We start from the raw sequence: 21093 nt of genomic DNA, 5'->3' as shown, positions 1-21093 counted from the left end.
CCGCGTTGGGGCGCGAAGCGGCCCCTGTTACTGGCAACTCGGTTTTAACAGATACACCGCATCGCCTGGTTTCAGGGCCGCTTCGCAGCCCAACGCGGGGCAAGCCCGCTCGCCACACAAGCCCGCTCGCCACAGGTACGGTACATTCATCAAGTCAGTGTCTTTCCAACAACAATAAAAGGACGCACCACCATGAAAGCATTCAAACGTACCCTGCTCGCCACTGCCCTGGCTCTGCTCGCCCTGCCGGTGATGGCCGACTCGGCCCACCCGAAAATCGGCTTTTCCATCGACGACCTGCGCCTGGAGCGCTGGTCCCGCGACCGCGATTACTTTGTCGCCGCGGCCGAAAAGCTCGACGCCAAGGTGTTTGTGCAGTCGGCCGATGCCAACGAGCAGAAGCAAATCTCGCAGATCGAAAACCTCATCTCTCGCGGCGTTGACGTGATCGTCATCGTGCCGTTCAACGCCACCGTGCTGACCAACGCCGTCGCCGAAGCCAAGAAGGCCGGGATCAAGGTGGTGTCCTATGACCGCCTGATTCTCAACGCCGATATTGACGCCTATATCTCCTTCGATAACGAAAAAGTCGGCGAGATGCAGGCCAACGGCGTGCTGCAAGCGGCGCCCAAGGGCAATTACTTTTTGCTCGGCGGCGCGCCCACCGACAACAACGCCAAGGTGCTGCGCGAAGGCCAGATGAAGGTGCTGCAACCGGCCATCGACAAGGGCGATATCAAGATTGTCGGCCAGCAATGGGTCAAGGAATGGAACCCCACCGAAGCCCTGAGCATCGTCGAAAACGCCCTGACCCGAAACGACAATAAGATCGATGCCATTGTGGCCTCCAACGACGCCACCGCCGGCGGCGCGATCCAGGCCCTGGCCGCGCAGAAGCTGGCGGGCAAGGTGCCGATTTCCGGTCAGGACGCCGACCTCGCCGCCGTCAAGCGCGTGATCGACGGCACCCAGACCATGACCGTGTACAAGCCTCTCAAGCTGATCGCCACCGAAGCCGCCAAGCTCTCGGTACAGCTTGCGCGTAATGAAAAACCTACCTACAGCTCGCAATACGATAATGGCAGCAAAAAAGTCGACACCATCCTGCTCACGCCGACCCCGCTGACCAAGGCCAATATCGACCTGCTGGAGAAGGATGGTTTCTATACCAAAGAGCAGATTGCCGGGCAGTGACCGCCATGGCCGACTACTTGCTGCAAATGAACGGCATCGTCAAAACGTTTGGCGGTGTCAACGCTCTGAACGGCATCGATATCAAGGTACGGCCGGGGGAATGCGTCGGCCTGTGCGGTGAAAACGGTGCCGGCAAATCCACCTTGATGAAGGTGCTGTCGGCGGTCTACCCGTATGGCACCTGGGAAGGGGAAATACTCTGGGACGGGCAGCCGCTTAAAGCCCATTCCATCAGCGAAACCGAGGCCGCCGGCATCGTTATCATTCATCAGGAACTGACCCTGGTGCCGGACTTGTCGGTGGCCGAAAACATCTTCATGGGCCACGAATTGACCCTGCCCGGCGGGCGCATGAACTACCCGGCCATGCTGCAGCGCGCCGAAGCGCTGATGCGCGAACTCAAGGTGCCGGACATGAATGTGGCGCTGCCGGTGTCGCAGTATGGCGGCGGTTACCAGCAACTGGTGGAAATCGCCAAGGCGCTGAACAAGCAGGCGCGACTGTTGATTCTTGACGAGCCCTCCTCGGCACTGACCCGTTCGGAAATCGAGGTGCTGCTCGACATTATCCGAGGCCTCAAGGCCAAGGGCGTGGCCTGCGTGTACATCTCTCACAAGCTCGATGAAGTGGCGGCCGTGTGCGACACCATCGCAGTGATTCGCGATGGCAAGCACATCGCGACCACAGCCATGGCCGACATGGATATCGCGCAGATCATCACGCAGATGGTCGGCCGCGAGATGAGCAACCTTTACCCCACCGAGCCCCATGCAGTCGGTGAGGTGATTTTCGAGGCGCGCAACGTCACCTGCTATGACGTCGACAACCCCAAGCGCAAACGCGTGGACGATGTTTCTTTCGCGCTCAAGCGCGGGGAAATTCTCGGCATTGCCGGGCTGGTCGGTGCCGGGCGCACGGAACTGGTGTCGGCCTTGTTCGGCGCCTACCCAGGCCGCTACAGCGCCGAGGTGTGGCTGGACGGCCAACTGATCGACACGCGCACGCCGCTCAAATCGATCCGCGCCGGGCTGTGCATGGTGCCCGAGGACCGCAAGCGCCAAGGCATCATTCCCGACTTCGGCGTGGGCCAGAACATCACCCTGGCGGTGCTCGACCGCTACGCGCATATGACCCGCATCGACGCCGAGGCCGAGCTTGGCAGCATCGACCAGCAAATCGCGCGCCTGCACCTCAAGACCGCCAGCCCGTTTTTGCCGATCACCAGCCTGTCCGGTGGCAACCAGCAAAAGGCCGTGCTGGCGAAAATGCTCATGGCCAAGCCACGGGTGTTGATCCTCGACGAGCCCACACGCGGCGTGGATGTGGGCGCCAAGTATGAGATCTACAAACTGATGGGCGCGCTGGCCGCCGAGGGTGTATCGATCATCATGGTCTCCTCGGAACTGGCCGAAGTGCTGGGGGTTTCCAACCGCGTGCTAGTGATTGGCGACGGCCAGTTGCGTGGAGACTTCATCAACCAGGGGCTCACCCAGGAACAGGTGCTCGCCGCTGCGCTCAGCCAACACAATAAGAATGGGAAAACCGCGTAGATGAACCAGGTCAAACACCTTTTTACCCGCTACAAAATGCTCGCCCTGGTGATCGCAGTGGCGATCATCTGGGTGTTTTTCAGTTGGCAGACCGAAGGCGGCTTTCTCACGCCGCGCAACCTGTCCAACCTGCTGCGGCAGATGTCGATCACCGGGATCCTGGCGTGCGGCATGGTGCTGGTGATCATCAGCGGCGAGATCGATTTGTCGGTGGGTTCACTGCTGGGGTTACTGGGCGGGCTGGCGGCGATTCTGGACGTGGTCTACCACATTCCGCTGCTCGCCAACCTGAGCCTGGTGGCGCTGTGCGGTTTGATGATCGGCCTGGCCAACGGCTACATGACCGCCTACCTGCGCATCCCCTCGTTCATTGTCGGCCTGGGCGGCATGTTGGCGTTTCGCGGGATTTTGCTCGGCATTACCGGCGGCACCACCATTGCGCCGGTGTCGCCATCGCTGGTGTATGTGGGCCAGGGGTATTTGCCGCATTCAGTGGGCGTGGGGCTGGGCGTGCTGCTATTTGCCTTGACCCTGTTCCTGACCTGGAAGCAACGGCGCAATCGCGCGCTGCATGGCCTGGCGGCGCATTCGTTGGTGCGTGACCTGTTGCGCGTGGCTGTGATCGGCGCAGTGCTGGCCGGGTTCGTCACCACCCTCAACAGTTACGACGGCATCCCCGTGCCGGTGTTGCTGTTGCTGGTGCTGCTCGGCGTGTTCAGCTACGTCACCAGCCAGACCGTGTTCGGCCGTCGCGTTTACGCGGTGGGCAGCAATATGGAAGCCACACGCCTGTCGGGCATCAACGTGCAGGCGGTAAAACTGTGGATCTTCGGCATCATGGGCGTGATGTGCGCCCTCGCCGGCCTGGTCAACACCGCGCGCCTGGCTGCGGGTTCGCCGTCGGCGGGCAATATGGGCGAACTGGATGCGATTGCCGCGTGTTTTATCGGCGGCACCTCCATGCGCGGCGGCTCGGGCACGGTGTATGGCGCGTTGCTCGGCGCGCTGGTGATTACCAGCCTGGATAACGGCATGTCGATGCTGGACGTGGACAGCTACTGGCAGATGATTGTGAAGGGCAGCATTCTGGTGCTGGCGGTGTGGGTGGATGTGAGTACGCGGGCGGGGCGCCGCTGACAGGGTCGCGCCAATGTGGGAGCTGGCTTGCCAGCTCCCACCATTGACCTGCAGTGTATTTAAGTTATTTCGACACCGGCATCGCAAACTCCGCGCCCTGCTCAATGCTCTCCGACCAGCGCTGCATGATCGACTTCTGCTTGGTGTAAAAACGCACACCTTCCGTGCCGTAGGCATGCATGTCGCCAAACAGACTCTTCTTCCAGCCACCAAAGCCGTGCCAGGCCATCGGCACCGGAATCGGCACGTTGATGCCGACCATGCCCACTTCGATGCGCCGGGCGAATTCGCGGGCGATGTTGCCGTCGCGGGTGAAGCAGCTGACGCCGTTGCCGAACTCGTGGTCGTTGACCAGCTTGATCGCCTCGGCAAAGTCATTCACGCGCACGCAGGCCAGCACCGGGCCGAAGATTTCCTCGCGGTAGATGCTCATGTCTTGGGTCACGTGGTCGAACAAGGTCGCGCCGAGCCAGAAGCCGTTTTCCAAGCCTGCCTCGGTTGGCACGTAATCACGCCCGTCGAGCAGCAATTGCGCGCCGGCTTGCACGCCTTGTTCGATGTAGCCACTGATACGCTCCAGCGCAGCACGCGACACGATCGGACCCATTTCAGCCTTCAAATCGCGGCCGTCGGTGATGCGCAATTGCTTGGCACGCTCGGTCAAGGACGCGATGACTTTGTCACCCACATCGCCTACCAACACGGCGACGGAAATCGCCATGCAGCGCTCGCCGGCACTGCCGTAGGCGGCGCCCATCAGCGCATCCACGGTTTTTTCTATATCGGCGTCGGGCATCACCACCATGTGGTTTTTCGCGCCGCCCAGGCCTTGTACGCGCTTGCCGTTGCGCGCGCCGGTTTCGTAGATGTATTGCGCAATCGGCGTGGAGCCGACAAAGCTCATGGCCTTGACGTCCGGGTGTTCGAGCAGTGCATCCACCGATTCCTTGTCGCCCTGCACCACGTTGAACACGCCTTTGGGCAGGCCGGCTTCACGCAGCAGTTCGGCCATGAACAGCGAGGCGCTCGGGTCGGTCGGGCTTGGCTTGAGGATAAAGGTGTTGCCGGCCGCAATGGCGATCGGGTACATCCACATCGGTACCATCACCGGGAAGTTGAACGGCGTGACGCCGGCAACCACGCCCAGCGGCTGGCGCATCGTCCAGTTGTCCATACCACGGGAAACCTGGTCGGAATGCTCGCCCTTGAGCAGGTTGGGAATGCCGCAGGCGAATTCCAGAATATCGATGCCACGGTCAACTTCACCCTGGGCATCGGTGAAGACTTTGCCGTGCTCGGCGACGATGATGCGCGCCAGGTCGTCCTTGCGTTCACGCAGCAAGTGCAGGTACTCGAACAAGACGCGAGCGCGGCGGATCGGCGGCGTGTCGGCCCAACTGGCAAACGCGGCCTGGGCAGCGGCGACGGCTTCACCGACGGTCTGGCGGCTGGCCAGGGCGACGCGGCCGGTGATTTCGCCGGTGGCTGGGTTGTAGACGTCCTGATAGCGATCATCGCGGCTCACGCGTTGGTCGTTGATGTAGTGCTCGATCGTACTGGTCATGGCAGGTGATCCCAGGTGGGTAGCGTTGAGGCACACGATAGGCTTTCAGTTTGTTCCAAACCAGAGCAGAATCCTGAACTTATTGTCCTTGTGAGCGAACAATAGCATCATGGAAAAATCCGAGATCGAAGGGCTGTGGACCCATATTCACTGGTTGTCGGTGCTCGAAGAGCAAGGCACCTACACCGCCGCCGCAGCGCGTCTGGGGGTGAGCAAGTCGGCGGTCAGCCAGCGCATCTCGGACCTGGAAAAGGCCACCGGCACCCGCCTGGTCACCCGCACCACGCGCAGTGTGCGGCTTACCGATGCGGGGCTGTCGTTGACCCGCGAAGTGCGCAGCGCCTACGAACATATCGCCCGCAGTTTCTCGTCGGTGCGCGACTCGGCCGGAGAGATTCGCGGGCTGGTGCGCCTCACCGCGCCGGTGGCGTTTGCCCGGCAGCAGTTGGTGCCGCATCTGTCGGAATTCCTGCAGCAATACCCGCAAGTGCGTATTCAACTGGACGTGTCGGATGCCCTGAGTTCACTGACAGCCGAAGGTTACGACCTGGCGGTGCGCCACGGTTTCCAGGTGCCAGAAACCCACGTGGCCTGGAAGTTGTGCGACACCGGCTCGGTGCTGGTCGCCACCCAGGACTACCTGCAGCGCCACGGCGAACCCCGCGAGCCCAACGACCTCAGCGCCCACAACTGCCTCTACTACCCACGCGGCGCCGACCAGCCGGCCTGGACATTCGAGCGCGGCGGCAAAAAAGTCGAACGCGTCACCGTGCCCATCGCCGGCAGTTTTTCCACCAACAACAGCGAAGCCCTGCGCGACTCGGCGCTCAACCACCTGGGCATCGCCCTGCTCCCGGATTTCAGCGCCCAGGCGGCCCTGGCCAGCGGCAAGTTGGTACACGTGCTCAAGGGCTGGACACTCAAGGGCGCATTTGCCGATGAGATTTACTTGATCCGCCCGTATTCGCCCCATGTGCCGAAGTCGGTGAGTGCGTTGGTGGGGTACCTGAAGGAGAAACTGTCGAGTGGGTTTCGGTTTGTGGGATGAGGCGAGGTTGTGCGAATAAATCAGCGCCATTAAGCGTGGCGCTTATAGCCAACAGGTATTGATAACTGTGAATTATACCAGGCGTATTGTTTATGCCTGGCACTTACTATTTGTAGCGCACACCTAACCCGGTTTAATACCTTGGAGGCACCATGAGCTTTGCAGATTTCGACTCAGCAGTGGAAGCGGTCACACGGTTATCAAAACGACCAGCCGACGATGAACTTCTTGAACTGTATGGGTTACACAAACAATCCACACAGGGTGACAATAACTCTGCAAGGCCTGGCTTCACTGATTTTGCAGGAAAAGCTAAATGGGATGCTTGGAACAAACTAAAAGGTACGCCACAACATGAGGCCCGAGAAAAGTATATCGAATTAGCGAATAGCCTGATCAACCGAGAGAGCACCTCATAAGGGTCGGCCAACACGCTCAATGGCAGTGAAATGCTCGCCAGCCCCGAACGCGCGAAGATCCTGACGGTGTGGCATTTGCTGGAGCTGGCCCGCACCACGATGGATCGCTCTATCGAGTGCCTGAAACCCGCAAAAGCAATGGCTTAAACACGGTCAAAAATGTGGGAGCTGGCTTGCCTGCGATAGCGGTGTATCAGACAGAAAATTAGGTGCAGATATACCGTTATCGCAGGCAAGCCAGCTCCCACATTAGATCTGTGGCTGCTGCTCCAGGTGGCTGATCAGTCGGTGGCCTTTCGACATGGTTTGTAAAGGGCCAGCAAGGCGCGTCCCTTTTAATTGCAGGACGTTTCCTAGACAATCCCTGCCGCCTTGTGCCTGTTGGAATCGATGGCTAGTCTGCGATCCGTCACTGCTCATCAGTGATGGGGTTTAGCAGCCTGACTTCAATAGGAACACGGTTCACCGCTGCGTTTATGGTGGCTGTGCGTGGGGCACCTTCGGGTGCGCTGGTTTTCCTATTGACCGGTCTGCTAACCCGCGTACAGCTACCACCCTCGTTTAGCAGCGTTGGTGATAGCTCTCTGGTTCAATAGGAGTTACACCATGAAAAAAGTCGTCCCCGACCCACCCCGCAATTGCGCCAAAGACCGCGCCGCCTTCAACCGCGCCCTCGACCATTACCTGCCCACCCCCGGCGTTCACAGCGTGATCGAAGACCTGAGCTTTGAAGACGCCCTGCTCTACACCGCCAGCCTGCTCGACAGCGCTTCGGCCACCACGCTCAATTGCAGTGAAATGCTCGCCAGCCCCGAACGGGCGAAGATTCTGGCGGTGTGGCATTTGCTTGAGCTGGCCCGCACCACGGTGGATCGCTCTATCGAGTGCCTGCAACCCACCAAGGCAATGGCTTAAACGCGGTAAAAAAATGTGGGAGCTGGCTTGCCTGCGATGGCGGTATATCTGCACCTGATTTTCTAACTTATACACCGCTATCGCAGGCAAGCCAGCTCCCACAATTGACCATCGTCGCACCCACTAAACGGAATAGTTCTCGACAACTACGCGCGCATAAACTTGTTATAGCCAGCCGCAATAATTAACCAAACAAACCCCACCTTTATGTAATCCACTTGTTACTTTCAAAGCCCCTCACCAACAGCTTCTTGACGCAGACAAAAAAGCCATACAACTAATTGTAAATATTGAATAATCATCGCCACTCCTGCTCCACTCAAGCGCCCTTTTCAAACTCCCGCCCGCACAAACTTGCAAAACAACCACAACCGGCTAAGTTCATGAATACCGTGAAAGCCATCAGCCATTACGCACAAAACCTGCCCGCCAGGTGAGGGGTTTTATTGCTCTAAAAACAGCGCAAGCACAGACACGGAATTTAAGTCTCAATACTCAAAAGGGATGCTTTGATGAAGCGCAGCCGGTGGTATCGTGCGTTCACGAAAAAGGGCCCAGCCGAACATTTTTGGCTGTCATTGGTGTGCTTTTCTGTGCTGGTGATTGCCAGCTTCCTGTTGTTTGAACAACAGATCCAAGACTTCCTGATTCACCTCAACCTGTACCAACCGTCCTCGCCTGCCCAGGCGTTCAACCTGGCACTGCTGCTGGTCGCCCTGCTCGCGCTGGACGTGGTGCTGCCGGTGCCGTCGAGCATGGTGGCGTTGCTGGCGGTGGCCATGCTCGGCAGCATTGGCGGTTACCTGGTGATTTTTATCGGTCTGTGCCTGGGTGCAGGCTTGGGGTATGCGTTGGGCGCCGGTTATTTTCGTTTGCTGTCCGGCCGCCTTGGCTTGCATCAGCGCTCGCCCGGGCAGTTGGCGTACCGCTTGGGCACGCTGTCGTTGATTTGCCTGCGCGGTGTACCGGTGCTGGCGGAAACCTCGGTGGTGGCCGCCGGGATGCAGCGCTACCCGCTGCGGGCCTTTTTGCTGATCACCACTTTGGCCAATGCCGGCCTGGCGCTGGCCTACACGGCCATCGGCACCTTCCTGATCGAGCAGAATTCATTGCTGGTCACGGTGCTGGCCAGCATGGTGTTGCCGCTGGCGTTTGTGGCGATTTACAGCCTGCTCAAACGCAAGCCAAGTGGGGATCAGCCTCTGCGTGGGCGGTTCACGGTCGCTTATGACTACCCGGTGATCTTCACCGACCACCTGTTCGACCCGCACAACCCATGCTTGCACCAGCAACTCACCGCAGCGCACAGCGGCCAAGTGACAGTGATGGTGTTCGCCGACGAGCAACTGCTGCACAGCGCGCCCGCGTTGCGCGACCAGATCGACGCCTACTTCGCGGCCCATGCCGATCTGCAGTTGCTCGCCGCGCCCATCGCGGTGCCGGCCGGTGAACTGAGCAAGACCTCAGAGGTGTTGCAGCAGCTCTACAGCGACATGCTGCAACACGGCCTGGACCGGCATTGCTACGTGCTGGCCCTGGGCGGCGGCGCGGTGCTGGATTCGGTGGGTTACGCCTGCGCGACCTTCCACCGGGGCATCCGGCTGATCCGCATCCCCAGCACAGTGCTGGCCCAGAACGATGCCGGTATCGGCGTCAAAAACGGCATCAATGCCTTTGGCCAGAAGAATCTGCTCGGCGCGTTCTACCCCGCCACCGCCGTGATCAACGACTTCCAGTTGCTCACCAGCCTCACCCGCCGCGACCAGATCGCCGGGCTGGCCGAAGCGGTGAAAGTTGCGCTGATCAAGGACGCCGCGTTCTTCGAGTGGATGGAAGCCAATGCCAGCGCCCTCGCCCACTTCGACCACGCGGCCAGCCGCTACGCGATTCGCCGTTGCGCCGAGCTGCACCTGGGGCATATCACCGGCGCAGGTGACCCGTTCGAGCGCGGTAACGGCCGCCCGCTGGATTATGGGCATTGGGCCGCGCACAAACTGGAAAACCTTAGCCACCACCGGCTGCGCCATGGCGAAGCAGTAGCCGTGGGCATGGCCCTGGATGGGCTCTACGCAAACGCACTGGGCCTGTTGAGCGATTCCGAAACTGAGCGGGTGATGAGCCTGCTGCACACGCTGGGCTTCAACCTGTGCCCGCCGGAACTGAGTGTGACCGACGCACAGGGCCGCTCACCGCTGTTGCTCGGCCTGGAGGAATTTCGCCAGCACTTGGGCGGGCAACTGTCGATCCCCATGCTCACCTGCATCGGCCAATCGGTGAACCTGCATGCAATCGACAGCGCAAAAATGCAAACGGCGCTGCAACGGCTGGCGGCCCACAGCAGCCCGGCACTGGCGGCCACCGAGGGCTACGCGCGATGAGCCCGATGAAAACCTGGATGACCCTCGGCCGCGTGTCCAACCTGCCGACGGTGTGGACCAACACCCTGGCCGCCGCCCTGCTCGCCAGCAGCGCCGGGGCCTTGGCGCCGCCCTCCTCGCTGGTGTGGGTGCTGCTGTTGACCACCTTGTCGCTGCTGTACCTGGCCGGCATGTTCTTGAATGACCTGCTGGATGCCGACTGGGACGAACAACACCACAACCCGCGCCCCATTACCCTGGGACTCGCCAGCCGTCAGCAAGTCGGCCTGGCCACAACCTTGCTGCTGGTACTCGCGGCAGCGGCGGTGCTGGGCCTGAGCCGCTTGATCGACACGCCGCATTGGTTGCTCGGCGGCGTGGTGCTGCTGGTGGGCTGCATCTTCGGCTACAACCTGCTGCACAAAAAATATGCGCACAGCGTGTGGCTGATGGGCGCCTGCCGCTCGGCGCTGTACCTCACCGCCGCCGCCAGCCTGGCGGTGCCGCCGGAGCCGATCTGGCTCTGCGCGATTCTGCTTGGCGTGTACATCAGCGGCCTGACCTACCTGGCCCGCCAGGAGCACCGCAACCAACTGATCAGCCGCCTGCCGCTGCTGTTGATGCTCAGCCCGCTGGCCCTGGCGCTCTACTCCAACAACCTGTGGTTCTGGCCGGTATTGCTGCTGTGGCTGGGCTGGTTGGGCTGGCATTACTGTAAACACCTGGCCCACCCGCAACAGCGCCAGGTGCGCGCGTTTATCGGCGCAGGTTTGGCCGCGCTGCCGTTGTTCGATGCACTGGTGCTGGCGGTGGCCAATCAGCCATTGGGCAGCCTGGTGTGTGTGCTGGTGTTTTTCCTGCTTCCCCACTTTCAGCGTTGGATCAAGCCGACATGAACATGCGCCCGGATAACCTCGCCGACCTTCGCTTGAGCCTCATCCAACGGCTGGATGCCACGCAGCTGCATTGGTGGTTGCAGGCACATGCAAAGCTTGAAGAACAACCGCATGCTTCCACGGCGGCGCTGCTGAGCGGCCAGTGCAAACGCCAGTTGCCTGCCGCCGTTGTCGCGCCAGCCCGGGCACTGGTGATAGCCAAGGCGCTGGAACACACGCCGGCAGACGATCACCTGCCGCTGCTGCGCCAACTGTTCCTGTGGGGCGATGACCAGGAAAAAATCGCCCTGCTCAGCGCCCTCGACTGGCTCGACCGCGACGGGATGTGCCTGGAACTGGCGTTGCAGGCCGGGCGCACCAGCAACCCGCAGGTGTTTGCCGCGCTCGCCCTCGACACCGCCTACCCGTCACGTCATTACCCGGAACGCGCCTTTCACCAACTGGTGCTCAAGGCGCTCGGCATGGGCCTCGACATCGGGCGCCTGGTGAACCTGGCGCAACACCACAGCGTGACCCTCAACCAGCTCGCCCTCGACCTGCTCGACGAACAGCTCGCGGCCTCACGCACCGTGTCCCCAGGCTTACCCAAAGCGATCGCCTTTGACCTGCTCAGCCCGGCGCAACTACAGCGCTTGCGCGGCCTGCGCCTGCCGCCCGAATGGCACGCCTACCTGAACTGATGCACATCGCCTTCCCTTGACGAGGACTCACCATGCTCAAGTACTTCGATCCGCATATCCATATGGTCAGCCGCACCACCGACGACTACCAGAACATGGCCGCCGCCGGCATCACCGGGGTGATCGAACCGGCATTCTGGCAAGGCCAGGCGCGCACCAGCCTGGGCAGTTTCGTCGACTATTTCGACACGCTGCTGGGTTGGGAACGCTTTCGCGCGAGCATGTTCGGCATCCATCACTTCTGCACCATCGGCCTGAACCCCAAGGAGGCCAATGACCTGTCGATTGCCAATGAAGTGCTGGAGATTCTGCCGCGTTACCTGGTCAAGGATGGTGTGGTGGCGGTGGGTGAAATCGGCTACGACGACATCACTCCCGAAGAGGACCGCTTCCTCGCCGCGCAACTGGAACTGGCCAAGCAATTCAACCTGCCGGTGCTGGTGCACACGCCGCACCGTGACAAGATCGGCGGCACCAAACGCACCCTCGCCGTCATCCGCGAAGTGGGGATTGCCGAACACCTGGTGATCATCGACCACCTCAACGAACTGACCTTGCCGCTGGTGCTCGACAGCGACTGCTGGCGCGGCCATTCGATCTACCCCAACACCAAGATGTCGGAGCAGCGCATGGTCGCGTTGCTGCAGGAATACGGCACCGAAAAAATGGTGGTCAACAGCGCGGCGGACTGGGGCATCAGCGACCCGCTCAAGGTGCCCAAGACCGGCCAGGCGATGCTCGCGGCCGGGTTCAGTGCTGCCCAGGTGGAACAGGTGCTGTTCCATAACCCGGTGGACTTTTTTGCCCAGAGCGGCCAACTCGACAAGGCCCTGGTGAGCACGCCGCTGCCCATCGACCAACGCAAGCAATGGCAAGAAAACTCGGCCCTGCGTGGCCAGGACCCGGTGGTCAAATGAGCGCCGCCAACGGCTGGGCCGCCAGCCAGATCGGCTATTGCAGCAATGTACACCCGGCACGCGACCTGGCCGGGCTGCGCGCCTCCATCACCGAGCATTTTCAGGGCGTGCGCACCTTGCGCGGGCTGGCCCAACAAGACAGCGGCCTGTGGATCTGCGCCCAGGCGGCGGCGCAATTACAGCACGCCCCGGCGCGCACGCAGTTTGTGCAGTTACTCAAGCAAAGCGGCGTGCGCCTGACCTCACTGAACGGTTTTCCCTATGGCGACTTCCACCAGGGAGCGGTGAAGGCCGAAGTGTATTTGCCCAGTTGGGCCGACCCGCAACGGCTGGCTTACAGCCTGGACCTGGCGCGCATCCTTGCCCACGCCCTGCCCGACGATTGCCGCCAAGGGGTAATTTCCACGGTGCCGCTGGGCTATGCCGCAACCTGGAGCAAAGCGCGGCAACTGCGCGCCGATGAACACCTCAGCCAACTCACAGCCGCACTTGCCACGCTGCACCACAAAACCGGCAAGAAAATTGTGTTCTGCCTGGAGATGGAGCCCGACTGTGTGCTGGAAAACACCGAGCAGACCCTCGCATTCTTCCAGCACCGGCAGGCCATGGACCCGAACCATGCCTACCTGGCGCTGTGTTTTGATGTGTGCCACCAAGCGGTGATGTTCGAGGATTGTTATCAATCCCTGGAACGGCTGCGTGCCGCCGGCGTGCCGGTGGGCAAGGTCCAGCTGTCCAATGCGATGATCTGCCACTTGCCGCCCGACGATGCCGTTCGGCGCGAAGCCGTGCTCGACACCCTCGCAAGCTTTGCCGAAGCCACCTACCTGCACCAGGTCAAGGCACTCGATGCACAGGGCCGTCGCGTGGCCTGGGCCGATCTGCCGGCGGCATTGCAAGGTTGCACCGGGTTCAACGAACTGCGCATTCACTTCCATATCCCGCTGTTCAGCGAACACTTGCTGTTGCCCGAACTGCGCGGCAGCCAGGCGGCCCTGGCCCAGACCTTCGACTACCTGGCCGCCCACACTGAGTTCCGCCCGGTGCTGGAGGTGGAAACCTACAGCTGGGGCGTGTTGCCCGCGCAACTGCGGCCCACCACGCAACAGGCGCAGCTGGAAGGCATCGCCGCCGAGCTGCGTTGGGTCGAGAGCCAATTGCGCCAGCGCAACCTGCTGCAAACCCTGATGCAGGAGGCGTATGCCGATGCGCTCTGAGCAACCGCTGCTGCTGATCAATGTGGTCGGGCTGACGCCGTCGCTGCTGGGCGAGGCGACGCCGCAGATCAACGCGCTGCTCAAGACCGCCAAGATGGCCAGCCTGCAACCGGTGTTCCCTGCCGTGACGTCCACGGTGCAGGCCTCGATCCTCACCGGCGCGCCGCCGTCGCAGCATGGGATCGTCGGCAATGGCTGGTACTTTCGCGACCAGGCCGAAGTGCGTTTCTGGCTGCAACCCAATGCGCTGATCCAGGGCGAAAAGGTCTGGCACACCCTCAAGCGTGAAATGCCGGGCTTTCGCTGCAGCCAGTTGTTCTGGTGGTACAACATGTACGCCGATGTGGACGCCTCCATCACACCGCGCCCGCATTACCCGGCCGATGGGCGCAAGCAATTTGGCCTGTATTCGTCGCCGCCCGGTTTGCATGAGCAGATCGAGGCGCAGATTGGCGAGTTCCCGTTCCATGGTTTTTGGGGGCCGGCGGCGGGCATCGCGTCGAGCCGCTGGATTGTCGAGTGCGCCATGGCCGAGTTCCAGATCAGCCGGCCGCACCTGCAATTGATCTACCTGCCGCACCTTGATTACAGCTTGCAGCGCGTGGGGCCTGAGCACCCGTCGATTGCTGATGAAGTGCGCGCCATCGACCACGAAGTCGGGCGTTTGCTGGCCTTCGCCGAGGCCCAGGGTGCGGCGGTGATGCTGCTGTCTGAGTACGGCATCGAAGCCGTCGCGCAGTCGGTGTCGATCAACCGCGTGCTGCGCGCCGAAGGCCTGTTGCAGGTGCGCCAATCCTTGAGCTGGGAACTGCTCGACCCCGGCGCCAGCGCAGCGTTTGCGGTGGCGGACCATCAGGTTGCGCATGTCTACGTAAAGCACGCGCAAGACATCCCGCGGGTCAAAGCCCTGTTGCAGCGCCAGCCCGGCATCGAGCAGGTGCTGGACAAAGCCGAACAACGCGTTTGGCAGCTCGACCATCCACGCAGCGGCGAGCTGGTGGCCGTGGCCGCCGCCGGGTTCTGGTTCGATTACTACTACTGGCTGGACGAACGCAAAGCGCCGGATTTTGCGCGCACCGTGGACATTCACCGCAAGCCCGGCTACGACCCGGTCGAGTTGTTTATCGACCCGGCCATTCGCTTGCCCAAGCTCAAAGTGGCGCGCCGCCTGCTGCAAAAAAAACTCGGTTTTCGCTACTACATGGACCTGATCCCACTGGACACAGGGTTAGTCCGTGGTAGCCATGGTCGTCTGCCCAGCAGTGCGCAGACCGGCCCGCTGCTGATCACCAATTGCGACCTGGCGTTGCCGCAGCAACTGGCGGCGACGGCAGTCAAGCAACTGCTCCTGGAGCACTTCCTGGGGCGCCCTCACCTCGAACTGGCGAATGCCAAGGAGCTTTCATGCGGCGAGCCTTATCTATAACGGTCCTGAGCGCACTGGCCGGATTGGCCCAGGCACAGGACACCACCCCCTTCGATTGCAGCAACTTTCTGCAGTTTGGAGACAATCTCGACGCCACCCGGGCCGCCTTCACCCAAGGCCCCGACACCCTCGCCTGGAACTGGTTTGCCTGCCTGAACCAGCCTGCCGGCGCACAAAGCCCTGACCGGTTCTGGGAAACCCTCAAACCGTCAGACCAGGTCTACCTGCCTAACGGCGCCCAACCGCTGCCGTATGGCCAAAGCGTGCCGCCACCCGCCGCCGTGCTGAGCCAGGCCCAGGCGATGGGCATGAACCCCAACCGAATCTTGCATAACCTCAACGCCACGCAACAGGTGGACGGGCTCATCCTGCAAATGGGCGGCCAGGTGCCGGCAGCCGAGAAAGGCCAGCCGGTGCGCTTCCAACTGCTGATGGGCCAGGACACGTTCGAGTACATCGTGCAGCAGAAGGTCTACAACGTGAACGGCCAGGCCGCACTCACCAGCGACCTGAACTTCCCCTCCACCGCCTGGGAGCTGAAAGCCGCGTGGTTGTGGATCGGTAACGACACGGCCTACCAGCAACAACTGGCCAGCCAGGGTTACTACATTGCCCAGGCCTACTACCAGCAGGGCAAGCAGTATCAGGTTGGCTATGCGGCGCTGAGCGGCTTGCATGTGATCAACAAGTTGAACCCCGATTGGGTGTGGACCACCTTCGAAAACCGTAACAACAGCCAGTACACGGTGACCAACGCCGCACCCGCTGCGCCGATGACCAACAGCACCGGGCCAACAGCGGCGGCGCAGCCGGTGAACGCCACCTTCCAGGCTCAATACCCGGCGTTGGCGCAGTACGAGCTGATCGGCGTGCAATCCAACACCACGCCAACGTTACTGGCCAACTCCCAGCTGGAATCGGCGTTCCAAAGTGAATCTTCATGCTTTGCCTGCCATGGCACCGCGGCCTATTCGCCCAAGCAGGGCTACTTCAATTTCGCCTTGAACAAAGACGGCGGCATCGTCTACCCCACCGCGCCGTTGCCCGCCTCCGACTTTGTCGGCTACCACAAACTGGACTTTGTCTGGTCGCTCAAACGCGCCCAGTGGCAACGTTAAGGAGCCTCACATGAGCGTCTTGAATTTCCCGCGTATCTACCTGGGCGGCCATATGTTCTGGAACCCGCCGACGGCCAACAACAACGACATGTACCCGCTGTACGATGCGGTAAAAATGCAGATGAACTGGCCGTTCTTGAAGGCCTTCGACATCACGCCACTGAATGCCGCCAGCACCTTGCTGCCCTGGACCATCGCCCCGCTGCCGCCCGCCAGCGTGCCCGACTACGTGATGCAGGTGCCAGGCAATGCCGGGCAGTTGACCACGCCGATGATCCCTGGCGAGTGGAACCTGTTCGGCGACAATGCCTGCGGCACCGTGAGCTACAACCAGACCCAGTCGGTGATCACCGGCGGCGAGTTGCCCGGCGGTGGCTACGTGGACCAGGACCCGCTGATCAACCAGAGCTTCCAGTTGCTCGGCAACCCCTTCGGCGGTGCCCCCAGCTCGCCGGCGCGCTTTGTCGACGTGAGCCCCTGGCAGAACACCTTCACCGCGCTGTACTTCGACAAGCTGGTGCTGGGCAACGCCGAGTGCGGCCTGACGCTCAATCGCCAGTTCCGCATGCTCGACCGTTTCCTCAACTTCAACTGGGCCAACCTCGGTGGCCTGGCCTACGTGACCACCACCTGGCAAACCTGTTTCCCCAAAGAGAACCTGGAATGGGTGATCGGCAATTCCGCCTTGCTGCAAAACCTGCAGACCCAGATGGCGCAGCAAAATGCCAAGGGTTTGATGTTCCGTTTTTCGACCTACCTGACGTGCTACGACAAGAACGGCATCCTCAACAACTACCCGCCGATCGACACCCACTCCTCCAGCGCGGCGGCCCAGGCCCAGGTGCAGGCCATGTACCAACAGGGGCTGGATAACGTCGGCGATATCTTCTTCAACCCGGCCTATAGCCGCACGGTCGGCACCCTGGGCCTGTGGCTCGACGATGAGTTCCCCACCGCCCCCGCCGGCCGGCGCCTGGTGCCGGCCGGTGCAGTGCCCATCTACAAGACCTCGCCGGGCACGGCCACCCAGGCGCAGCTCGGGGTGATCTCGGCGCAGGCCCACGACAACACCTTGTCGCTGGACCTGGGCAATGCCTTCCCGTTCTACCCGATCGACAAGACGGCCGACATCCCGGTCGCGGCCAAATTCCAGGCCGGCAATTACCAGATCGGCATCCGCCAGGGCACGCAATTCAGCCCGCTGGCCAGTTTTGGTTATGACGATTATCAACAGGCGGCCTTCGACAAACGCTCGGGCATCCTCGACCTGCCGCTGGGCGTGGACGCCCAGGCACTCCTGCAAACCGGCACCCTGGAACTGCAACAGCCCGGCACCACGCCCGTGATCGCCGCGACCCAGCAGATGTGGACCGCCGAAGTCGTCGAGAGCGCGAGCTTTATCGACGTGGGCGACACCAAAACCCTGCAGGTTATGGTGCAATACGACGGCCTGCCCGCGCCTGCCGGCACCACGTTGTGGGTGGCCGAATACGGCAATGCCTACATGCTGTGTACCACCGACTACTACCTGGCCTTCAGCAACGCGGCGAACTTCACGCTGTTCAACAACGACCCGGCCAACCCGGCGAATAACAGCGCCAATTGGCCGCAATTTCAAGGCGCAACCACGCTGCGCAGCCACGTGACCGAGGGCACCGGTCGCCAATTGATGGCCACGCGGCTGGCGGTGTCAGCCGATCAAATGACGCCGGTGACCTACCAGGAATTTTTACCGACACCTGCGGCAGTGGCCTTAAGCCCGACGCTCACGTTCGCCAACCCGATCGCCATGCAAGGCACCTTGCAAGACCCGCTCAACAATACGGTGCAATACAGCCTGGCGAAGATCCAGACCGACGCCAACGGCATCGCCAACCTGACCGTCACCGCCCAGGCGCCGGGTTTTCCGACCTTGCGTTTCTTTGTGCAGGAAGGTCAGCAGGCACCGGCGATCCCGTTCAGCTTCCCGCTGCCCACGGCCTTCACCGACTTCCTCGCGCCGCTGCGGGTGCTGCCGCTGGAACCGCAGTTGCAGCAGAACTTCGTCAACGCCTGGAACCTGATTTATCAACGCGAAAACGCCGGCCAGCTGATCTGGGAGACCTTCATCTACCCCTTCATCCTGCAGCCGTTTTATTACCTGTACCCGATCATGAGCAAGTTCATGCCGCTCAACTCCTTGTCGCGCATTGAGGGCGCGGTGGACCAACTGATTGTGTTGATCAGCAAGCCCTATCAGGAAGAAAGCACCCTGGCGATGCCCATTACGCGAGACATGCCGCAAAGCCGTCGAGCCGTACTGGAGTTGTGGGCGCAAGCCTTGGTGAAACGCAACTACCCGCCCGTGCAATTGAGCATGAGCGACTACCACTAAGCCACACGCAGGAGCGCCGGGTGGCCTGACGGCTGCCCGGCACCTCACAGGAGTGTCCTATGAACACCAGCCTTTTGAGCCGACTGTTGCTGCTGCTTGTGCTGCTCAGCCCCGCCGCGTTTGCCGCCGACGACAGCGGCGCCGTGTACTTCACCAATGGTGTACACAACAGCGAAGGGTGCAACGCGCAGAACGGCAACTGCATCGCCAAACGCGCGCCAGGCGAGCCGTCCGATCCGTTTTTTCCGGCGCAATGGATCAGCGACTGGACGATGTACCGGGTCATGAACAACTACGCGAAAAACCCGCCGCCCTATAGCAATCCACCCTCGACCCTCACACCTGCCGACTACACGGTCTCGCGCGGGACGAGCTACTACGACACCACGTATATCCCGCCGGATGGCGACGGCTTCGGCGCGATGATGGAGCACTACGAGAAGTACTGCCTGCCGATCTTCCCGATCAAGAACAACAACTACACCTGCTCATTCGTGTCCCTGGGCAACAAGGCGTACTTTTTGACTTACCCGCAGGACCGCCCGAAAGACATGCCGGCCTGCTGCATGTTTTCGCCGATGAACCACCCACCGCGCCAGGACTTTATCGAGCACCTGCCCTACAGCGCCGAGCGCAGCAAAAACCTCAACGCCAGCGTGCAGGCCTATGCCCTGGACCTGCAATCACCGTCGGGGCCGATCCTGTTTGGTTATGCCTTCAACAAGCGCCAGACAGGCTCACCACCCTACCGTTCGCCGCAGTCGTTCTTCTTTTCCGGGGACACCAGCGTGGCCAATGCGCCGATCGTGAGCCAGAACTACACCAACTTCCGTATCGCCAAACCCGACCCCAGGCAGACCTGGGACCAAGTGGCTGCGATGTGCCCGTCCAACCCGCCGCCTTGCCAGCTGTTCGAGCCGCCGGCCTCCCAGAGCAACGGCCATAAGGCGCAATGGAACCAGTTGATGCAGCGTAAGCCTTGAGGAAGATCATCATGAAAACACTACTGAGTGTGATGCTGCTGGGGCTGGTCAGCTTGCCGGCCCTGGCGCGCGAAGAGCCGCAGCCGTCGATGCTGGCCACGCAGCTCAACTGCCAGCCACCCACCAGCGCACCCGCCGCCAATGCGCCGCAGGACCAGTTCGATCAATACAGCTGGCAGATGTTCGTCGCCCTGAACTGGCCGGCCCAGGACGGGCAGCGTGGCACGCCCAACTGCAACAAACAGCCTGGGGATTCTGGCTACACCGTGTGGCAGACCTACAAGACCGTCAGTGAGATCTTCCTGCCGGGCGCCGCCAACCCCGGGCCGTGGAACAGCCCGCTGACGGCCCGCAGCCTGGGCATCATCAATATCGCTGCGTTGAAGAACAGTTCGCTGGTCAACTCCATCGACCAGGCGGTCGGTGGCTGGCTGATCGACCAGGCGGGCAACCCGACCTACTACGATATCTCGGCCAACCAGGCGTCCTATAACTACATTGTCGGCAACCGCTTCTACAACGCGAACGTGGTGTCCAAAGCCAATAACATCAGCTTCCCCAATGGGGTGATCGAGATCAAATCGAGCTGGCGTATCCTCACGCCCAGGGACAACGCCAGCCATTACCTGACGCAGATTGCGCGCGTGGCCACCTTCAACAGCCAGGGCCAACGCACCGGGGTGACCGAGGCGTATCTGGGGCTGGTGGGCCTGCATATCATTACCAAGGTCAATGGCTACCCGCAGTGGATCTGGTCGACCTTCGAGCAGATCGAAAACGTGCCGCCCAAGGCCAAGGTCAATGGCCAGTGGGTCGATCAGCCGGTGTCCGGTACGGCGTATTCCTACTACACCCCGTTGGCCCCGGCCGCCACGCTCAACCAGTCGCCGTGCAACTGGCAGACCCAGGGCACGCAACTGGTCTGTGTGCCCAAGCCCGGCACCACGTTCAAGACGCCGAACCCGCTTAACCGCGTAACGCCGATTGCCGACGCCACAGGCTGGGTGAATGCCAATTACCAAGCCAACCCCGGCCTGCAACGCAGCGTTTTGAAGTACTACCAGTTGATCACCACCCAGCGCCCGCTGATGCCCAACAACCCGAGCAACCCACTGGGCCAGCCGACACCGGCGCTGTCGGCCAACGTGACCATGGAGAGTTATATCCAGCCCAACAGCAGCTGCATGAATTGCCATTCCATGGCCACGCCGGTGAAGAGCCCGTTCAAGTCTGACTTCTCGTACCTGTTCAAATTTGCCAACCCGCCCGTCACCCCACACGCCACGGACAAGGAATAG

Annotated in this window: 17 protein-coding genes; 16 read left to right on the top strand and 1 reads right to left on the bottom strand. The window is 61.5% G+C overall.

Features of this window, described 5'->3' with window-relative positions; all coding sequences use genetic code 11:
• The first annotated feature begins 192 nt into the window (after positions 1-192).
• Genes xylF through AB4P96_RS14445 form a run of 3 tightly spaced genes read left to right on the top strand, consistent with a single transcriptional unit; the run spans position 193 to position 3881 of the window.
• A complete protein-coding gene (xylF, locus tag AB4P96_RS14455; RefSeq protein ID WP_017136530.1) occupies positions 193-1194 on the top strand; it encodes a D-xylose ABC transporter substrate-binding protein in 1002 nt (333 codons plus the stop codon).
• 5 nt (positions 1195-1199) lie between these two features.
• Positions 1200-2744, top strand: coding sequence for a D-xylose ABC transporter ATP-binding protein (gene xylG, locus AB4P96_RS14450; RefSeq protein ID WP_395600933.1), 1545 nt, complete (start codon positions 1200-1202; stop codon positions 2742-2744).
• Positions 2745-3881 (top strand): sugar ABC transporter permease, encoded by a 1137-nt coding sequence (locus AB4P96_RS14445; protein WP_219267497.1) that lies wholly within the window; start codon positions 2745-2747, stop codon positions 3879-3881.
• 64 nt (positions 3882-3945) lie between these two features.
• On the opposite strand, the gene AB4P96_RS14440 is transcribed toward AB4P96_RS14445, so the two are convergent.
• Positions 3946-5445: a CoA-acylating methylmalonate-semialdehyde dehydrogenase gene (locus AB4P96_RS14440; RefSeq protein ID WP_017136533.1), complete on the bottom strand. Its 1500-nt coding sequence runs from the start codon at positions 5443-5445 to the stop codon at positions 3946-3948.
• A gap of 109 nt (positions 5446-5554) precedes the next feature.
• On the opposite strand from AB4P96_RS14440, the gene AB4P96_RS14435 reads away from it, so the two are divergent.
• The 13 genes from AB4P96_RS14435 to AB4P96_RS14375 all read left to right on the top strand — a co-directional run bounded on the left by AB4P96_RS14435 (position 5555) and on the right by AB4P96_RS14375 (position 21093).
• On the top strand, positions 5555-6493 hold the full coding sequence (locus AB4P96_RS14435) for a LysR family transcriptional regulator (protein ID WP_395600932.1): 939 nt from the start codon (positions 5555-5557) through the stop codon (positions 6491-6493).
• Between the two features lie 152 nt (positions 6494-6645).
• The gene (locus AB4P96_RS14430; RefSeq protein WP_395600931.1) at positions 6646-6912 is read left to right on the top strand and encodes an acyl-CoA-binding protein; all 267 of its coding nucleotides are present in this window, start codon (positions 6646-6648) and stop codon (positions 6910-6912) included.
• A 606-nt stretch (positions 6913-7518) separates the two neighbouring features.
• Positions 7519-7827, top strand: coding sequence for a DUF6124 family protein (locus AB4P96_RS14425; protein ID WP_395600930.1), 309 nt, complete (start codon positions 7519-7521; stop codon positions 7825-7827).
• A 512-nt stretch (positions 7828-8339) separates the two neighbouring features.
• Positions 8340-10205, top strand: a complete 1866-nt coding sequence (locus tag AB4P96_RS14420) for a 3-dehydroquinate synthase (RefSeq protein WP_395600929.1) — start codon at positions 8340-8342, stop codon at positions 10203-10205.
• A gap of 5 nt (positions 10206-10210) precedes the next feature.
• Positions 10211-11080, top strand: a complete 870-nt coding sequence (locus tag AB4P96_RS14415) for a UbiA family prenyltransferase (protein WP_395600980.1) — start codon at positions 10211-10213, stop codon at positions 11078-11080.
• A complete protein-coding gene (locus AB4P96_RS14410) occupies positions 11077-11760 on the top strand; it encodes an EboA domain-containing protein (RefSeq protein WP_395600928.1) in 684 nt (227 codons plus the stop codon). Before AB4P96_RS14415 ends, AB4P96_RS14410 begins: the two co-directional genes overlap by 4 nt.
• Before the next feature lie 32 nt (positions 11761-11792).
• A complete protein-coding gene (locus AB4P96_RS14405; protein WP_099547919.1) occupies positions 11793-12677 on the top strand; it encodes a TatD family hydrolase in 885 nt (294 codons plus the stop codon).
• On the top strand, positions 12674-13894 hold the full coding sequence (gene eboE / locus AB4P96_RS14400) for a metabolite traffic protein EboE (RefSeq protein WP_395600927.1): 1221 nt from the start codon (positions 12674-12676) through the stop codon (positions 13892-13894). The genes AB4P96_RS14405 and eboE overlap by 4 nt, the downstream gene beginning before the upstream one ends.
• Positions 13884-15320, top strand: a complete 1437-nt coding sequence (locus AB4P96_RS14395; RefSeq protein WP_236460999.1) for an alkaline phosphatase family protein — start codon at positions 13884-13886, stop codon at positions 15318-15320. The genes eboE and AB4P96_RS14395 overlap by 11 nt, the downstream gene beginning before the upstream one ends.
• The gene (locus AB4P96_RS14390; RefSeq protein WP_395600926.1) at positions 15299-16438 is read left to right on the top strand and encodes a hypothetical protein; all 1140 of its coding nucleotides are present in this window, start codon (positions 15299-15301) and stop codon (positions 16436-16438) included. The genes AB4P96_RS14395 and AB4P96_RS14390 overlap by 22 nt, the downstream gene beginning before the upstream one ends.
• Positions 16439-16448: 10 nt before the next feature.
• Positions 16449-18812: a hypothetical protein gene (locus AB4P96_RS14385; RefSeq protein ID WP_099547922.1), complete on the top strand. Its 2364-nt coding sequence runs from the start codon at positions 16449-16451 to the stop codon at positions 18810-18812.
• Between the two features lie 59 nt (positions 18813-18871).
• Positions 18872-19795: a hypothetical protein gene (locus tag AB4P96_RS14380; RefSeq protein WP_176992577.1), complete on the top strand. Its 924-nt coding sequence runs from the start codon at positions 18872-18874 to the stop codon at positions 19793-19795.
• Positions 19796-19806: 11 nt separating this feature from the next.
• Complete coding sequence (locus tag AB4P96_RS14375; protein ID WP_177035053.1) at positions 19807-21093, top strand: hypothetical protein; 1287 nt, start codon at positions 19807-19809, stop codon at positions 21091-21093.

Origin of the sequence: Pseudomonas sp. B19125, assembly GCF_044218855.1 — a bacterium.
Classification (GTDB): Bacteria; Pseudomonadota; Gammaproteobacteria; order Pseudomonadales; family Pseudomonadaceae; genus Aquipseudomonas; species Aquipseudomonas edaphica.
The sequence above is the reverse complement of the archived record's forward strand: the minus strand, read 5'-3'. Positions and strand labels throughout refer to the sequence as shown.

What these genes read in the sequence shown, in the direction of transcription:
- AB4P96_RS14395 (WP_236460999.1), top strand. Translation starts at nt 13,884, where the DNA reads ATGCGCTCTGAGCAACCGCTGCTGCTGATCAATGTGGTCGGGCTGACG.
- AB4P96_RS14425 (WP_395600930.1), top strand. Translation starts at nt 7,519, where the DNA reads ATGAAAAAAGTCGTCCCCGACCCACCCCGCAATTGCGCCAAAGACCGC.
- xylF (WP_017136530.1), top strand. Translation starts at nt 193, where the DNA reads ATGAAAGCATTCAAACGTACCCTGCTCGCCACTGCCCTGGCTCTGCTC.
- AB4P96_RS14380 (WP_176992577.1), top strand. Translation starts at nt 18,872, where the DNA reads ATGAACACCAGCCTTTTGAGCCGACTGTTGCTGCTGCTTGTGCTGCTC.
- AB4P96_RS14420 (WP_395600929.1), top strand. Translation starts at nt 8,340, where the DNA reads ATGAAGCGCAGCCGGTGGTATCGTGCGTTCACGAAAAAGGGCCCAGCC.
- AB4P96_RS14405 (WP_099547919.1), top strand. Translation starts at nt 11,793, where the DNA reads ATGCTCAAGTACTTCGATCCGCATATCCATATGGTCAGCCGCACCACC.
- eboE (WP_395600927.1), top strand. Translation starts at nt 12,674, where the DNA reads ATGAGCGCCGCCAACGGCTGGGCCGCCAGCCAGATCGGCTATTGCAGC.
- AB4P96_RS14435 (WP_395600932.1), top strand. Translation starts at nt 5,555, where the DNA reads ATGGAAAAATCCGAGATCGAAGGGCTGTGGACCCATATTCACTGGTTG.
- AB4P96_RS14440 (WP_017136533.1), bottom strand. Translation starts at nt 5,445, where the DNA reads ATGACCAGTACGATCGAGCACTACATCAACGACCAACGCGTGAGCCGC.
- AB4P96_RS14415 (WP_395600980.1), top strand. Translation starts at nt 10,211, where the DNA reads ATGAAAACCTGGATGACCCTCGGCCGCGTGTCCAACCTGCCGACGGTG.
- xylG (WP_395600933.1), top strand. Translation starts at nt 1,200, where the DNA reads ATGGCCGACTACTTGCTGCAAATGAACGGCATCGTCAAAACGTTTGGC.
- AB4P96_RS14410 (WP_395600928.1), top strand. Translation starts at nt 11,077, where the DNA reads ATGAACATGCGCCCGGATAACCTCGCCGACCTTCGCTTGAGCCTCATC.
- AB4P96_RS14375 (WP_177035053.1), top strand. Translation starts at nt 19,807, where the DNA reads ATGAAAACACTACTGAGTGTGATGCTGCTGGGGCTGGTCAGCTTGCCG.
- AB4P96_RS14430 (WP_395600931.1), top strand. Translation starts at nt 6,646, where the DNA reads ATGAGCTTTGCAGATTTCGACTCAGCAGTGGAAGCGGTCACACGGTTA.
- AB4P96_RS14445 (WP_219267497.1), top strand. Translation starts at nt 2,745, where the DNA reads ATGAACCAGGTCAAACACCTTTTTACCCGCTACAAAATGCTCGCCCTG.
- AB4P96_RS14385 (WP_099547922.1), top strand. Translation starts at nt 16,449, where the DNA reads ATGAGCGTCTTGAATTTCCCGCGTATCTACCTGGGCGGCCATATGTTC.
- AB4P96_RS14390 (WP_395600926.1), top strand. Translation starts at nt 15,299, where the DNA reads ATGCGGCGAGCCTTATCTATAACGGTCCTGAGCGCACTGGCCGGATTG.